Origin of the sequence: Pseudovibrio sp. W74, from assembly GCF_001623085.1 — a bacterium.
In the GTDB taxonomy this organism is placed as follows: domain Bacteria; phylum Pseudomonadota; class Alphaproteobacteria; order Rhizobiales; family Stappiaceae; genus Pseudovibrio.
The window spans coordinates 100,144-115,616 of sequence record NZ_LMCJ01000057.1; the positions used below are offsets into that span (position 1 = coordinate 100,144).

The window sequence follows — 15,473 nt, forward strand, 5'->3', positions numbered from 1 at the left end:
GGTGGCATTCATGCGTTGCGCGAATGCATCTTCACTCCCTGCAACACTTTCAGCCAGTGCCACTGCGACATCATTGGCTGATCCAACGAGCACTGCATATAGCGCATCCTGCAGTGTCATAACGCTTCCAACCTTCAGGCCGGACTTCAATGAGTCTTGCCTCATCGCCCAAGGGGACATCACCACTGACGTTTCAAGGTCGACCTCTCTGTTGGCAAGAGCCTCAAAGGTTACGAGTGCGGTCATCAACTTGGTTGTTGAAGCGGGATACCATGGATCGCCTGCATCTTCAGCGTACAGGACTTTTTGAGTGTCGAGGTTCAACACCAGCGATGGCGTGGCGCTTGCCGGTGTTAGGGTACTGGATGTAACCAGAAACAAGCCCAAAGCGACGTGTAATTTTCGACACGCATTACCAAAACAAAACATGCAGCTAATAATCTCAGATAGGGAAAAGAGAGCTCAAATAGATGCACTTAGAAAATTGCCTCGAGTATGTCATCGCCAGAGTTATTCAGTGGAAACTTGGCGGAGAAAGATCAATTTTTCTCCAGCTCCGCTGCAAAGGCCACATGGTTACAATTTTCCATTGCAACCATGCAGAGCCTTTCTAACTTACCTGCTCGTATCAGCTTTGGTTGTTGCGGCCCTGCTGGGCGAACTGCTCTTTGAGCATGCGGCCTGCTTCAGCAGCACGCATTGGCTGGCCGAAGTGGAAGCCCTGCACGTATTCGCAACCAAGCTGGAACAGCTCCAGTGCATCTGACTCAGTCTCAGCGCCTTCCGCAACCACTTCCATACCAAGGTCATGCCCCAGCGCTACGATGGTACGCAGGATGACCGGACGAGCGCTTTGGCCGTTAGGACGGACGAAGGACTGATCGATCTTGATGGTGTCGAACTGGAAGCGCTGGAGGTAGCTCAGGGATGAGTAGCCTGTACCGAAATCATCCAGAGACAGACCAGCGCCCAGACCTTTCAGACGTTCAAGAACCTGCACGGAGAATTCCGGATTCTGCATGACCAGAGATTCAGTCAGCTCCAGTTTCAAAGAGCCCGGTGTCAACGCTGTGCGTGCCAGAACTGCTTTCACATCGTTAATGAGGTCCGGCTTCAACAGCTGGCGAGAAGAGATGTTGACGGAGACAAACAGCGGTAGTGCGTGTTTGAACTCGCGCTGCCACTGCGCCAATTGACGAGCCCCCTTCTCCATCACACGCAGTCCAAGCTCGTTGATCAGGCCGCTTTGTTCAGCAACCGGAATGAACTCGGATGGTGGGATCAGGCCGCGGCTTGGATGTTCCCAGCGCGCCAATGCTTCGAAGCCCGCTGTCGTCTTGTCAGACAGACGTACGATTGGCTGGAAGAAAACCTTGATCTCGTCTTTTTCAAGAGCGGAGCGCAGGTCGTTGTCCAGCGCGAGAGTGTTGCTTGCCACTGGCTTCAACGTTGGGCGGAAGATCTCGATGCGGTCACCGCCGAGGCGCTTGGCGTGGTTGAGTGCGATCTCCGCGTCGCGCATCAGGTCGGTTGCCTTTTCAGGACCACCATCAAAGATGGAAGCGCCGATGGATGCTGTCAGAAACACTTCCTGATCACCGAAGGTGACTGGTGTGCGCAGAGATTTGCGGAGCTCATCCGCAAAGGATGCGATGCGTGTTGCGTCCTGCTCGGAGATCATCAGCACTGCGAAGGTATCTGCTGAAATGCGAGACAGAGAGTCCTGCGGTTTGATCAGACGAGAGAGGCGGCGTGCAGCGGTGAGCAGCATGGAATCGCCAGCTGTCTGACCGATGCTGTCGTTGACCTGCTTAAAGCGGTCGAGATCGATCAGGATGACAGTCGGGTTGCCATTGCCTTCTGCTCTGGAACGAGCGAGCGCAGCAACAAGGCGGTCCATAAACAGTTCGCGGTTTGGCAGGCCGGTCAGGTTGTCGTGCACGGCATCATGCATCAGGCGCTCTTCAGCGGTTTTCTGAGAGGTGATGTCGAGCAGCGTACCAACGCAGCGGATCACTTCACCATCAGAGCCGAGCACTGGACGGGCGCGCATTTTGAACCAGCGGTAATGACCATCTTCACCACGGAGGCGGAACGCCTGATTAACGCGGCCACGGCGGTGGTCAATCACAGCGTCCAATGTGCCACGGAACAGGTCACGATCTTGCGGGTGCAGAATTTCGAGCCAGAGGCGGGCTGGCCCATCCAGAAGACCTGGCTTGATGCCCAGAGCTTCTTCCAGTCCACCGCTGGTGTGGATCTTGTCGCGGTCGACGTCCCAGTCCCAGATGATGTCGCCGGAGCCTGTCAGAGCCAGCGCTCGGCGTTCGACATCGCTCATCACACTGTGGGAGAGACCAGACCCAGCAAAGGCGTGCTGCATGACGGTAAAACCAAGCAGCAGAACGAAGAGAACAAGACCACCTGCCAGCGCTGGCTGCACCAGATCACTTTGCAACATGCCTGTGGTTGCCATCCACGCGGCAAACAGCCATGCGAGGAACAGGAACCATGTCGGCAGCAGCATAATCGCGCGCTCGAACCCACGAACGGTGAGCATCAGGATGACACCGAAGCCAGCGATTGCCACACCACCCATCAGAATACGGGAGATACCGGCAGCAATGGTTGGATCCCAAAGCGCCAAGCCAAACAGGCTGAGCACAGTGATGAACAAGCCGATTGCGAGGTGCGTATAATGGATGTGCCAGCGGCTGAGGCCGAGATAGGCGTAAAGGAAGACCACAAGCGCGGCTGTGAGACTGATTTCCGCCACCGCTCGATAGAGCTGATCATCCCCCAGCGTTCGCCCGAAGACGAGATTCCAAAAGCCGAAGTCGATACATAAATAAACAAGAACAGCCCACGCCAGAGCCGCAGTTGCCGGGAAGAGAACCGTTCCCTTCACCACAAACAAGATAGTGAGGAACAGCGCCAAGAGGCCCGCAATGCCAAGCACGATGCCGCGGTAAAGCGTGTAAGCGTTGATGTTGTCTTTGTAAGCTTCTGGCTTCCAGAGGCGGAGTTCCGGTAGGCTTGGGGTGTTGACCTCCGCGATGAAGGTCACATTCGCACCCGGATCCAGCGTGATGCGGTAAATATCCGCTTCTGTGCTGCGCTCGCGAATTGGTGGGATGCCCTGACTAGGTGTCAATGACACGATGCGGCGCTGACCAAGGTCCGGCACCAATACACCGCCGCCAGTCATCTTGTAGTAAGGTGCAACAAGCAGGCGGTCGATCTGTTCCTCCCCCGGATTGGAGAGCGCGAACACGGCCCAAGAGCTGGCAGTATCGTCAATGGAACGCACTTCGATGCGTCTGACGATGCCATCCGAGTCTGGAGCGGTGGAAACCTGAATGCTTTTGCTGGTGTTGGGATAGATATCGACAGAGCTGGTCAGATCGAGTGCATCAACATCCTTGGGGACGACAATCGCCTCCAAAGCCAAGGCTTGTGACGCAACCACAATGAGCAGGAGAGCGCTTAACAGAACAGCCTGAATAACGTTCTGCATGCGCTGACAATAAGTCCCTGACACCGGCTTCTCCACGATAACGAAAAATTAACTGAATTCCTTGCCAAGATCATTACATCGTCAAGGCGCCAGTTTCATGGTTCAAGCATGTGTTACAGGCAATTTATCCCCATCTGCCTCTGATTGTGGCAGGACTTTGGCTGGTATAGGCGCAGAATCCCGGATTTTGCCAAACAAAATATGGTCTTGCCACATTCCGTTTATGAATAAATACGAGGGTGCAAAGCCCAGTTCAGAGAATCCAACCTTCATTAAGAGCGCTCTGGAGACCTCATTTGAAGGCAGACAGGCTGCTTCGATGCGGTGCAAGTGTAAATCATTGAAGCAGAAACAACAGACGCGCTGAACGGCCTCTTTCATAAAGCCATTGCCGGCAAAGGAAGCTCCCATCCAGTACCCAAGCGAGGTTGCCTGTGCGACACCACGACGGACGTTGGAAAGGTTCAAACCACCTATCAACTCGTCGGTATCCCGGTTGAACAGAAAAAAGGGGTAGTGAGAGCCTTCACGGATGTTGCGATTGTAACGCCGGATGCGTTTTCGGAAGGCAGCTTTTGTCAGATCATCTGCCGGCCACGTGGGTTCCCACGGCTGCAGGAAAGCTCTGCTTTGAGCTCGCAGATCGGACCACTGCGCAAAGTCCGCCATGGATGGCGCACGTAAATACAGTCGGCCTGTGGTCAATGTCGCAAGAGATTGGGGAGATGTGCTTGTTTTGAAAAATGACACAGCTTCTCTCCCCTCTTAACCAGAGCTCCATTATGCAAAAAGCATTACCTGAATTGCAATAGGCTTATGCTTTGATCCCTGCCAAACGCTCTTTTAGCTCAGCATAATTTAGCATAGGTGCCTTTGGTCCAACCTTCACATATGTAGGGTTGTCAGAGGCAAACAGCCTTTCTGCCAAGATCTGCACACGGTCAGCCGACACAACATTGAGGCGGCGTTCCAGTTCTTCCAGCGCGACGGGATGACCGTAGATCATCACCTGACGGGCGATCTGACCTGCACGAGCTGCCGGGCTTTCCAATGCCATCAGCAATCCGGATCGCAGCTGCGCTTTGGCGCGGGACACTTCCTTTTCGGTCACACCCTTGGCAATTTCTTTCAGCTGTTCCACAAGCACTTCGGTGAGTTCTGCGGCATCTTCTGGTCCAGTTGCGGCATGAACACCAAAGAAACCAGTATCCGCGAACGCCCAATGGAACGCGTAGACAGAATAGCATAGACCGCGCTTTTCGCGTACTTCCTGGAAGAGCCGCGATGACATGCCGCCGCCGAGGATGGAGGCAAGCACCTGCACAGCATAGTAGTCTTCATGCTCGTATGGCAGGCCTTCAAAACCGAGGATGACCTGCAATTCCTGCAGTTCACGCTCAATGGAGCCTTCACCGCCGACATACTGCGCTACATAGTCTTCATCCGGTGCAGCATTCGACAGTTTTGAGAAGCTGGCTTCAGCCAGTTCTACGAGCGCTTCATGATCGACAGCACCAGCTGCAGCAAGCACCATATCGGATGCAGTGTACTTGCGCGCGACGTACTGACGGATGGCATCCGCAGAAAAGCTAGTGACGGTTTCAGGCGTACCAAGAATTGGACGGCCGAGTGGCTGGTCCGGCCATGCGGTTTCCAGAAGCACATCAAATACCTGATCATCAGGCATGTCTTGCGCGGCGCCAATTTCTTGAAGGATTACGTGTTTTTCGCGAGTAAGCTCTTCAGGGTCGATGATGGAATCCTGAAGGATGTCGGAGAGAATATCCAATCCCAAAGGCGCATCATCTGCCAAGGTGCGCACATAGTAATTTGTATGCTCAACACTTGTGGAGGCATTCATCTCACCGCCAACGGCTTCGATTTCCTCTGCAATTTCACGGGCATTGCGCTTGCTGGTGCCCTTGAATGCCATGTGCTCCAGAAGGTGGGTGATGCCGTTTTCATGCTCGCCTTCAGAGCGAGAGCCAGCTTTCACCCATACCCCAAGAGCTGTTGTCTTGAGGTATTCCATTTGATCAGTAACTACAGTCAGGCCATTTTCTAATTTTGTTAGTTTGACCGCCATTAAACGCCTGCTTTCACGGCACGTGCATTGCCTTCAACGAATTTTGCAATTTCCCGCGCATCTGCTGGAAGGACGGAAAACTTCTCTTCACGTTCCATCAGGTCAGCAAGATGAGCTGGCAGGTCAGGATGAATACCTGATGCACTTTCCACTGCCGCTGGGAATTTTGCCGGGTGTGCTGTCGACAGCACGATCATCGGGGTAACACCATCATTGTGCTCTTTGGAGACATGGATCGCGACCGCAGTATGCGGGTCAAGCAGATAACCACTTTCCTTGAGAGTATCAGTGATGGTCTTAGCTGTTTCTTCTTCGCTTGCGCGACCTGCTGAGAACTTCTCTTTGATAAAACCTAGGGCTTTTTCTGAGAGAGTGAAGCCACCGGACTGCTTGAGACTGTCCATCTGAGCTTTAACAGTTGCACTGTCTTCGCTATTTGCAGCAAACAGCAGACGCTCGAAGTTGGACGACACCTGAATGTCCATGGACGGTGCAGTGGTCGCCACAACACCGCGCATTTCATAGCGGCCTGTGTCCAGAGTACGGGCCAGAATATCGTTGGTGTTGGTCGCGATCACCAGCTTCTCAATTGGCAGCCCCATCTGAGCTGCCACATAGCCAGCAAACACGTCACCAAAGTTGCCAGTCGGTACTGTGAAGGACACTTTGCGATGTGGAGCACCCAGAGACACTGCGGACGTGAAGTAATACACCACCTGAGCCACAATGCGTGCCCAGTTGATGGAGTTTACACCAGACAAGCCCACGCGCTCTCGGAAAGAAAAGTCGTTGAAGAGATCTTTCAGGATGCCCTGACAATCATCAAAGTTGCCTTTGACTGCGAGAGCATGAATGTTGTCTTCCTTGGAGGTGGTCATCTGGCGCTGTTGAACAGGAGAGACACGCCCCTCAGGGAATAGAATAAAGACGTCTGTGCGCTCACGACCACGGAATGCTTCAATTGCAGCACCGCCCGTGTCGCCTGAAGTGGCGCCAACGATGGTTGCACGCGCACCTTTTTGAGTGAGCACATAATCCATCAAGCGGCCGAGCAGCTGCATTGCAACATCTTTGAATGCAAGGGTCGGGCCGTGGAAGAGTTCCAGTACGTAGGTGTTGGGAGCAGTTTGGATGAGCGGCGTGACAGCCTTATGCGAGAAGCTGGCATAGGCTTCGTCGATCATTTTTTTTAGGTCGTCATGCGGAATGGAGTCGCCAACGAATGGGGCGATGACCTTGAGAGCGACTTCGCTGTAAGGCTTTCCAGCAAATCCTGAAATTTCCTCAGTAGATAATTGCGGGAACTCTTTTGGTAGATACAAACCGCCGTCGCGTGCCAACCCCGTGAGCAGCACCTCAGAAAAGTTGAGTTCTGGTGCATCGCCGCGCGTACTTACATATCTCACCGTTACATCCCTTCTCGCTCAACCTGAATCAGGGCATTTTAGTGCCATACCCCATTGGTATCTATCAGGTTTTTAGCTGGAATCTGAAATTAGATTCCCAAAACTGTCGCATTTGCGTTTCAAGTGCGCACAGGGAAATAGCAGAAATTGTAGGAAGTTGCACGGCGAAATCTCGTTTAGGCACGTAAGATCATGCGTGGCCAATGTCGCTGGACAACATCCCGGGATCAATACCAAGAATATCAAGCGCGTTGTGCCACTTCTGATCGCCCTCTCCTTCAAAGATCAATGAGGGATCTGTTTGACACGTCAGCCAACCATTTGCCTGTAATTCCGTTTCAAGCTGACCGGGTGCCCAGCCAGCATAACCCAATGCCAACAAAGACTTCTTAGGGCCTTTGCCTGCTGCGATGGCGCGCAAAACTTCGACCGTTGCGGTTAGGACAACGCCGTCTTCAATCTTGAGGCTCGTCTCCTCCAGAAAATAGTCGTCTGAATGGAGGACAAAACCGCGACCGGCATCAACTGGCCCACCGCGATAGACTTTGCGTTCAGAAATATCGATTGCCAGCGGATCTTCATTTTCGTCTTCGACGATATTCAGTTGACCCAAAAGTTGCCCAAATGTGATGTTAGGGGCCGGCTGATTGAGCACAATCCCCATCGCTCCCTCTTCGGAGTGAGCACACACGTAGATGACGGAATGGGCAAAACGGCCATCCTCCATAGTGGGCATGGCAATGAGATATTGTCCGTCAATGTAACCCGGTTTTTCACCAGACATGTTGGGGGCGCTCTCCTCATGCTTCAAACGGATTGCCTCAGTTCAGTGTAGAGGCAATTATATTATAGGTACTCACGGATTTTTCCGGTGATCAATGATCAGTGGAAAAAAGGTGAGATTGTTCACGGATCATTGATTGTCTGAGAGGCAATCTTAATGGGAATTTGAAAAGGGACCGTTTAAATAGACTCTATGATTTCTAGATTCTTCAAATCGACCCTCATCGCTGCTGCGGTGCTCTCCGCCTCTGTTTCAAGCGCCTTGTCATCAAGTGTGTCTGAATGGGTTATTGTTCAAGGCGGTGCAGTTCGCCTTTTACGTGCGAGCGAGCCTAACACCGATGGCCTCTATCGCGGCGGGATTGAATTTCGCCTTGAAGAAGGCTGGCACACATACTGGAGATATCCAGGTGAAGCCGGTATTCCGACAGAAGCCAGCTTTGTTAATTCAGTCAATATAGCTAGCGCGGAGCTGATGTTCCCTGCGCCAAAGGCTTACTCTGACGGATTTTCCACATCTCTGATCTATTCAGACAAGGTGGTGCTGCCTTTGCTGATTAAGCGCATGGACGACGGACGCCCGGCCATTTTGAATGCAAATCTGACCTTTGGCATCTGCAAAGACATTTGTATCCCTGGACAGGCCGAGGTCTCTCTCGTCTTTCCTGCGGCCACGATGAAAGATGATGTTGCCGACAAACTGGTCAATGATGCCTTTGCGCAGGTTCCAATTACGCAAGGCGACATGCCGAGCTTGTTTCCAGAGATAAAAATCACCGGAGAAGGCAAGGACCGCACTGTAAACATCAGCGCGAAAGTCTCCTCCAAGGACAAATCGCCGGAGCTCTTCATTGAAGGCCCTGCAGGTTCTTATCATGGAGTGCCCAAGCTGGCCTCTGTGAAAAAAGGTAGAGCACACTGGACTATGTCCTATATTGGACTGCCAGAAGATGTGAGCGACATTGAACTCCGCCTTACACTGGTGACCAAGGATGGCGCTTTTGAGGAAACGAAAAGTGTTTCAGTTCCTCAGGCCAGCGCTTCGAAATAAGCTTGTTTACGGGCTTTAGTTGTATTTGCGAAATAGAGAGCTCGCAGCTACAACTGAAGCCCGTTTCTTTTTAGATGCAGACCTCTGATTGAGATGTCTGTTATGTTGTGATCAGCAAAAGCAAATTGGGGGAACTTTCCATGGTCATTCAAGTCGGCGAAAAACTGCCAAGCGTTACATTCAAAACCATGAGTGCAGACGGGCCAGTGGATACGACCAGTGAAGAGCTGTTTGCCGGCAAAACCGTAGTTCTGTTCGCAGTTCCTGGCGCTTTCACGCCAACCTGCCACCTGAACCACCTGCCGGGTTTCATCGACAATGCAGAAGCCATCAAGGCAAAAGGCGTTGAAACAATTGCTGTTGTTTCGGTGAACGACGCGTTTGTTATGGGTGCCTGGGCGCGCGACACGCGCGCTGATGACAAGATCCTCTTTCTTGCTGATGGCAGCGCTGATTTTACTAAGGCAGTTGGCCTTGAGCTTGACGCAAGCGCCTTTGGAATGGGCATCCGCTCCAAGCGCTATTCCATGATCGTGAAAGATGGTGTGCTGGCTTCTCTGAATATTGAAGAAGCTCCGGGAGAAGCAACGATCTCCTCTGCTGAGAACATTCTTTCTCAGCTATAAGGCAAGTTGCCCAAGAACGTTTAAGGGGAGCCATGCTCCCCTTTTTTGTAGTCTATCGCTGAAATTTATTTCGCTTGCGCCGTGCCGCGTCAGATATCATGCGGAAGCGATCAGCCTTCCGTTTTTCCTCTTCCGCATCAAAATCATCGTCGTCTTCATCATCATCATCTTCATTCTCAGAAGAGACCTTGCCCCGATCCAGCCATGCTTTGATCAGGAAGGCAAAGTAGACGCCGACCAGAGTGAGTGCGAGACCTGCCCATGTGAAGGCATACTGCAGGTGATTGTTGGAGAACGTCATACGAGTCTCACCCGCCTGCGGCAGATCACCAGCAACGCTCACTGTCTCCTGAAGGTCAATCGTGTAGGGCGCGGTCTGGTCCGGCAGCAATCCCATAGCTTCAGCCATAGCCTTTGGTTCGCGCACATACCACACATTGGTCTTCTGGTTTGGTTCTGCGGAGAACATGCTCGCCACCTCGGCTCTGCGAGCAAGGCCGGTGATGGTTATTTGCCCACGCGGTGGAGCGGAGCCCAAACGTGTGCTGAACTCTTTGCGATCAATTGGAACAAAGCCGCGGTTGACCAAAACGTTCCAACCGTCATTCGTGATGAAGGGTGCGTAGACAAAATACCCTTGCCCGCCCAGTGGGCCTTTCGGCTTGGTCAGGGTATCAAAGTAGTACAGCTCGCCGATAATAAACTGGCCGGACAGCTCAACAGGCATATAGTCAATTTCATCACTCGACATATCCTCCCAGGTTGCCGGGCCGGGCGCAGCAACAGCAGGTTCAGTCGCCCGCACTTCAGCGCGCGCAATCAACGCCACCTTTTCGTCCAGACGATTGAACTGCCACAAACTCAGATTGGCAAGAATAGCTAGCCCAACTGCAGCACACAGGTGCAATATCCAGTAGCGCTTGAGAAATGCAACTAACCCAGGCTTTGCTACTGCATCCTCAGCATCAGTGTCGTCATGTTCCATTTGATCATCTGTCACGGTGTTATCTTTGTTTTTTCTCGTGTTGCGATGAGTGTGTTCAGGAACCGGTTCAGGTTCCTCATGCCAGGCGACATCGTTTTTTCGCGCAGGCTTTGAATCAGATGAAGCATCGCCAATCTCCCTTTCAGCGATCATCAAGCTTTCCTTCCGCTGCATCGTTCTTGTACTGCAATGCAATCAACAGGCCTTTGAGTATGCGCAGAAGCGTCACACTCAACACCACAGTCACGGGTGCCCAGATAATCAAATGCAGCCAGAGAGGAGGTTCGTACGCAAACTCAACGAACAAAACACCACCAACAAGAATAAACCCCAGAATGAGAATGACAAAGACTGCAGGTCCGTCTCCAGAATCTGCAAAGTCATAGGAAAGACCGCATCTGGAACAGGACACACGCAGGTTTAGCAGGCCCTGAAACAATGGCCCTTCCCCGCACCGTGGACATTTTCCGCGAAGACCAGCTGAAAATGGATTGGCAGGAAGGCCAAGATAAGCCTTTGTCTTCTTCCTCTCACTCATGTGAAGCCTCGGATACACAGGTGACTTTGAACGCTCGTAAGGCACCTAGGTCATATACATATAGAAAAGGCGGCTTGCGCCGCCCTTATCTTTTTTCGTTTTTCGTCTGAATTCCAGACCCACTCTTGGCTAATGCCGCAAGCTTAGCCGCCCCAGATGTAAACGGATGCAAACAGGAACAGCCAAACCACATCCACAAAGTGCCAGTACCAGGCTGCTGCCTCGAAGCCGAAGTGCTTGGTGGTGGAGAAGTGTCCAGCCAATGCACGGAACAAACACACAGCGAGGAAGATGGTGCCCACGATCACGTGGAAGCCATGGAACCCTGTCGCCATGAAGAAGGTTGCGCCATAGATGTTCTCGGAGAAGCCGAAGGCTGCATGAGAGTATTCGTAGGCCTGACAGATGGTGAAGATCACACCCAGAACGACAGTCGCGATCAGACCCCATTTCAGGCCATCACGGTCTCCATGAACCAGTGCGTGGTGCGCCCAGGTTACGGTTGTACCAGACAGAAGCAGGATCAATGTGTTCAACAGTGGCAGGTGCCACGGATCGAAGGTTTCGATACCTTGTGGAGGCCAAACACCGCCAGTGTGCTCAACACGGCCAAACTGCGCAGCTTCACCTGCGAACAGGGATGCATCAAAGAATGCCCAGAACCATGCTACGAAGAACATAACTTCGGACAGGATGAACAGCAGCATGCCGTAGCGCAGGTGCAAGGATACAACGCGTGTATGGTGCCCTTCGCGAGATTCCTTAACCGTGTCACGCCACCACATAAACATGGTGTAAAGAACGATAGTAAGACCAATTGCAAACAGGCCCCAACCGTTCAGCGTAAACCCAACGGTTGTTTCGCCATCAGCGTTGCTCAGAAATGAGAAGCTTACGCCGCCCTCACTCATGCGCATGAATACAATCGCGCCGATTGCCATAACCAGCGCCCCGACTGACCCAACAAATGGCCATGGGCTTGGCTCGATAATGTGATAATCGTGGTTTTTAACACCAGCCATATCTTTCTCCCCATTTCAAAAAAGGTCGCTTCTGCAAAAGGCAGATCCGTCTCGCAACCTAAAGCTTGTCAGTGGCCGCGTCGCTTGGAGAAGCCACTGCAGCTGTTTCTTCCTCGCCGTCTTTCGGCAATTCAAAGAATGTGTAGGACAAGGTGATTTCCTTGATATTCTTCAGGCTCTCGTCCTTGTCCAGTTCCGGATCGATGAAAAACACGACCGGCATATCGATCGATTCTCCTGCTTCAAGCGGTTGCTCGGTAAAGCAGAAGCAATCAATTTTGTTGAAGTAGCCCCCGACTTCGAAAGGCGCCACGTTAAACGTGGAAGTTCCGGTAGAAACCTGCTGCGCGAGGCTTTGGGCCTCGTACATAATCTCGGTCATTTGACCCAGTTTCACGCGGACTTTCTTTTGTTTTGGTTTGAAATCCCAATCCAGACCCGGAGCGACATTGGCGTCAAAGCTCACGATGATCTCACGATCAAGGATCGTATCGGATGCCTCTTCTGCTCGCTGCGTGGTGCCGCCATAGCCCGTCACCTGACAGAAGAGCTGATAAAGCGGGACAGCTGCAAAGGACAAACCAACCATTCCAAAGAACACGCCCCCGCAAATCACAGCGACGGTAGCGTTACTGCGGTTTACTTTGGCCTGTTCTGCTGTTTTTGGTTTTTGATCAGTCATTTGCGTCTCTTACAGTGGACGATCCATGATGCCCGGACCGAGCTTCACGATGGTGATCACATAAAACATAGCAACAAGAACGCCGAGTGTGACTGCAAGAGCCACTGAACGTCCGCGGCGGGTCTTGACTTGCTCTTCAGAAAGAACTGCTTTTTGCTTGCTCATTTTCTTCTCTTTCCAGTTATGCGTTAGACCAGACCAATCATGTTCTCAGCGAGCAACCCAGCAAAAATCAGCATGAGATAGAACAAAGAGAACTTGAAGAGAGACATTGCTGTTTTCTTGGCTGCATCACCCTCGCGCACTCTCCAGACACGGATTGCATAACCGAGGAACACCAAGCCAAGGATGGCAGAACCAACACCATAAAACACCGAGGCAAAGCCTAGGAAGTACGGTGCCATGCCAACTGGTAGCAACAGCAAAGAATACAAAACGATTTGGTGACGGGTCGCGGTTTCGCCTGCGACGACCGGCAACATTGGGACGCCAGCAGCCTGATAGTCGCCGTTTTTAACCAGCGCCAAGGCCCAGAAGTGTGGAGGTGTCCAGGTGAAGGTGATCATGAACAGTGCGATGCTGACCAGCGTTACGTCACCTGTAACAGCTGCCCAGCCGACCATTGGCGGAAGCGCGCCAGCTGCACCACCGATAACGATGTTTTGCGGCGTGCTGCGCTTGAGCCACATTGTGTAGATGACCACGTAAAAGAAGATCGTGAACGCCAGCAGACCAGCGGCCATCCAGTTTGCCACCAGACCGAGGGTCAGGACAGAACCGAAAGACAGAACCATGCCAAAAGCAAAGGCTTCCTGACGGGTGATTTTACCTGCCGGGATCGGGCGCTTTTTAGTGCGGGACATGACAGCATCAATGTCTGCATCCCACCACATGTTCAGCGCACCCGATGCACCACCACCAATGGCGATGCAAAGAATAGAAATGAAGCTGAGGACCGGGTGTTGATTGCCCGGAGCCATGACCAGACCAACAGCTGCTGTGAACACAACAAGAGACATTACCCGCGGCTTGAGCAGCGCGATGTAATCAGAAACGCTTCCACGACCACCAAGATCGGTTGCGTCCTCGTGAAGTCCTTGTGTCTGTTCCAGCATTGTCATGCCTGTACCTCTGTCGCGATATTGAAACCTGTGCCGTTTTTCAGCGTTCTAGACTTCATCCCCGGAACATTGGAGCACTTCCGGGCTTGTGCTTTAGCTAGAACCGAGGGCGCTGACACGCCCCCGGCAATTTCGGTGCAGTTACTTGATCTTTGGAAGGATCTCGAACTGGTGGAATGGAGGAGGTGAAGACAGGGTCCATTCCAGAGTAGTTGCGCCTTTGCCCCATGGGTTATCGCCAGCCACACGCTTCTTGATGAATGCGTCAAGGACACACCACAAGAAGATGAGCACTGCAAAACCGGTGAGGTAAGAACCGTAGGAGGAAACCATGTTCCAGCCAGCGTATGCGTCCGGGTAGTCGGCATAACGGCGTGGCATACCAGCAAGACCAAGGAAGTGCTGCGGGAAGAACACGAGGTTCACACCGATGAACATGAGTGTGAAGTGCAGGTTTCCGAGGAACTCGGAGTACATGTAACCGGAAATCTTAGGGAACCAGTAGTACCAGGCTGCAAAGATCGCGAACACAGCCCCCAGAGACAGAACGTAGTGGAAGTGAGCCACAACGTAGTAAGTGTCATGCAGTGCGCGGTCGAGACCTGCGTTTGCCAGCTGAACGCCGGTTACACCGCCAACGGTGAACAGGAACACAAAGCCGATCGCCCAGATCATTGGCGTGCGGAATTCGATGGAACCGCCCCACATGGTCGCAATCCATGAGAAGATCTTAATGCCTGTTGGCACTGCAATCACCATGGTGGCGAACAGGAAGTACGCCTGCGTATCTGCGGACAGACCAACGGTGAACATGTGGTGCGCCCAAACGACAAACCCAACAACACCAATCGCAACCATCGCGTAGGCCATGCCGATATAACCGAACACAGGCTTGTGCGAGAATGTGGAGATGATGTGGGAGATGATGCCGAATGCAGGCAGGATCAGAATGTATACTTCAGGGTGACCGAAGAACCAGAACAGGTGCTGGAACAGGATTGGGTCACCGCCACCAGCAGCTTCAAAGAAGGTGGTGCCGAAGTTACGGTCTGTCAGCAACATGGTGATCGCGCCAGCCAAAACAGGCAGAGAGATCAACAGCAGGAAGACTGTTACCAGCACGGACCAAACGAACAGCGGCATCTTGTGCATGGTCATGCCAGGCGCGCGCATGTTGAAGATGGTGGTGATGAAGTTGATGGCACCCAGAATGGAAGATGCACCAGCAACGTGCAGTGCCAGAATTGCAAAGTCCATTGCAGGACCAGGCTGACCGGAGGTGGACAGCGGAGGATAGATCGTCCAGCCACCGCCAACACCGTTTGCACCTGGTGGGCCTGGCACAAAGAGTGACAGGAGCAGCAGGATAAATGCTGGTGGCAGAAGCCAGAAGGAGATGTTGTTCATGCGTGGGAACGCCATATCAGGCGCACCAATCATGATCGGAACGAAATAGTTCGCAAAGCCACCGATAAGCGCTGGCATAACCATGAAGAAGATCATGATCAGCGCGTGCGCTGTGGTGAACACGTTGAACAGGTGTGGATCGGAGAAGTACTGCATCCCCGGCTCCTGAAGTTCCATACGCATTGCGATGGACAGAAGACCGCCGATGATACCAGCCATGATCGCGAAGATCAGGTAAAGGATACCGAT

The 15,473-nt window shown here is 52.6% G+C and carries 15 protein-coding genes; 2 read left to right on the forward strand and 13 right to left on the reverse strand.

All coding sequences use genetic code 11. The features are described from left to right. The 6 genes from PsW74_RS29495 to PsW74_RS23445 form a co-directional block, all read right to left on the reverse strand. The coding region (locus PsW74_RS29495) for a serine hydrolase (protein WP_208988121.1) at positions 1-429 on the reverse strand (429 nt) is incomplete at its 3' end. Between the two features lie 199 nt (positions 430-628). Then, positions 629-3,517 carry an EAL domain-containing protein gene (locus PsW74_RS23425; protein WP_063287212.1) on the reverse strand — a complete coding sequence of 963 codons (2,889 nt, stop codon included), beginning with the start codon at positions 3,515-3,517 and terminating at the stop codon, positions 629-631. Positions 3,518-3,619: 102 nt separating this feature from the next. Continuing rightward, on the reverse strand, positions 3,620-4,267 hold the full coding sequence (locus PsW74_RS23430) for a GNAT family protein (protein WP_063287211.1): 648 nt from the start codon (positions 4,265-4,267) through the stop codon (positions 3,620-3,622). A 64-nt stretch (positions 4,268-4,331) separates the two neighbouring features. After that, positions 4,332-5,603 carry a pitrilysin family protein gene (locus PsW74_RS23435; RefSeq protein ID WP_063287210.1) on the reverse strand — a complete coding sequence of 424 codons (1,272 nt, stop codon included), beginning with the start codon at positions 5,601-5,603 and terminating at the stop codon, positions 4,332-4,334. After that, positions 5,603-7,009 (reverse strand): threonine synthase, encoded by a 1,407-nt coding sequence (gene thrC, locus PsW74_RS23440; protein ID WP_063287209.1) that lies wholly within the window; start codon positions 7,007-7,009, stop codon positions 5,603-5,605. Before thrC ends, PsW74_RS23435 begins: the two co-directional genes overlap by 1 nt. A gap of 190 nt (positions 7,010-7,199) precedes the next feature. Further along, the gene (locus PsW74_RS23445) at positions 7,200-7,793 is read right to left on the reverse strand and encodes a YqgE/AlgH family protein (protein ID WP_057462914.1); all 594 of its coding nucleotides are present in this window, start codon (positions 7,791-7,793) and stop codon (positions 7,200-7,202) included. A gap of 192 nt (positions 7,794-7,985) precedes the next feature. Between PsW74_RS23445 and PsW74_RS23450 the strand changes: the two genes are divergently transcribed. Beyond that, the gene (locus tag PsW74_RS23450; protein ID WP_063287208.1) at positions 7,986-8,843 is read left to right on the forward strand and encodes a protein-disulfide reductase DsbD domain-containing protein; all 858 of its coding nucleotides are present in this window, start codon (positions 7,986-7,988) and stop codon (positions 8,841-8,843) included. A 140-nt stretch (positions 8,844-8,983) separates the two neighbouring features. Further along, on the forward strand, positions 8,984-9,469 hold the full coding sequence (locus PsW74_RS23455) for a peroxiredoxin (RefSeq protein WP_063287436.1): 486 nt from the start codon (positions 8,984-8,986) through the stop codon (positions 9,467-9,469). 52 nt (positions 9,470-9,521) lie between these two features. On the opposite strand, the gene PsW74_RS23460 is transcribed toward PsW74_RS23455, so the two are convergent. The 7 genes from PsW74_RS23460 to ctaD form a co-directional block, all read right to left on the reverse strand. Continuing rightward, the gene (locus PsW74_RS23460; RefSeq protein WP_063287207.1) at positions 9,522-10,607 is read right to left on the reverse strand and encodes an SURF1 family protein; all 1,086 of its coding nucleotides are present in this window, start codon (positions 10,605-10,607) and stop codon (positions 9,522-9,524) included. Beyond that, on the reverse strand, positions 10,597-10,992 hold the full coding sequence (locus PsW74_RS23465) for a DUF983 domain-containing protein (RefSeq protein WP_208988122.1): 396 nt from the start codon (positions 10,990-10,992) through the stop codon (positions 10,597-10,599). Before PsW74_RS23465 ends, PsW74_RS23460 begins: the two co-directional genes overlap by 11 nt. Positions 10,993-11,135: 143 nt before the next feature. Continuing rightward, positions 11,136-12,014, reverse strand: coding sequence for a cytochrome c oxidase subunit 3 (locus tag PsW74_RS23470; protein WP_063287206.1), 879 nt, complete (start codon positions 12,012-12,014; stop codon positions 11,136-11,138). 58 nt (positions 12,015-12,072) lie between these two features. Then, entirely contained in the window at positions 12,073-12,696 is a 624-nt protein-coding gene (locus tag PsW74_RS23475) for a cytochrome c oxidase assembly protein (RefSeq protein WP_063287205.1), read from the reverse strand. Positions 12,697-12,705: 9 nt separating this feature from the next. Further along, positions 12,706-12,861, reverse strand: a complete 156-nt coding sequence (locus tag PsW74_RS29030) for a hypothetical protein (protein WP_193757736.1) — start codon at positions 12,859-12,861, stop codon at positions 12,706-12,708. Between the two features lie 23 nt (positions 12,862-12,884). Next, on the reverse strand, positions 12,885-13,817 hold the full coding sequence (locus PsW74_RS23480) for a heme o synthase (protein ID WP_063287204.1): 933 nt from the start codon (positions 13,815-13,817) through the stop codon (positions 12,885-12,887). Between the two features lie 141 nt (positions 13,818-13,958). Continuing rightward, positions 13,959-15,473 (reverse strand): cytochrome c oxidase subunit I (ctaD, locus tag PsW74_RS23485; RefSeq protein ID WP_244277898.1); only part of this gene is annotated, 1,515 nt, incomplete at its 5' end.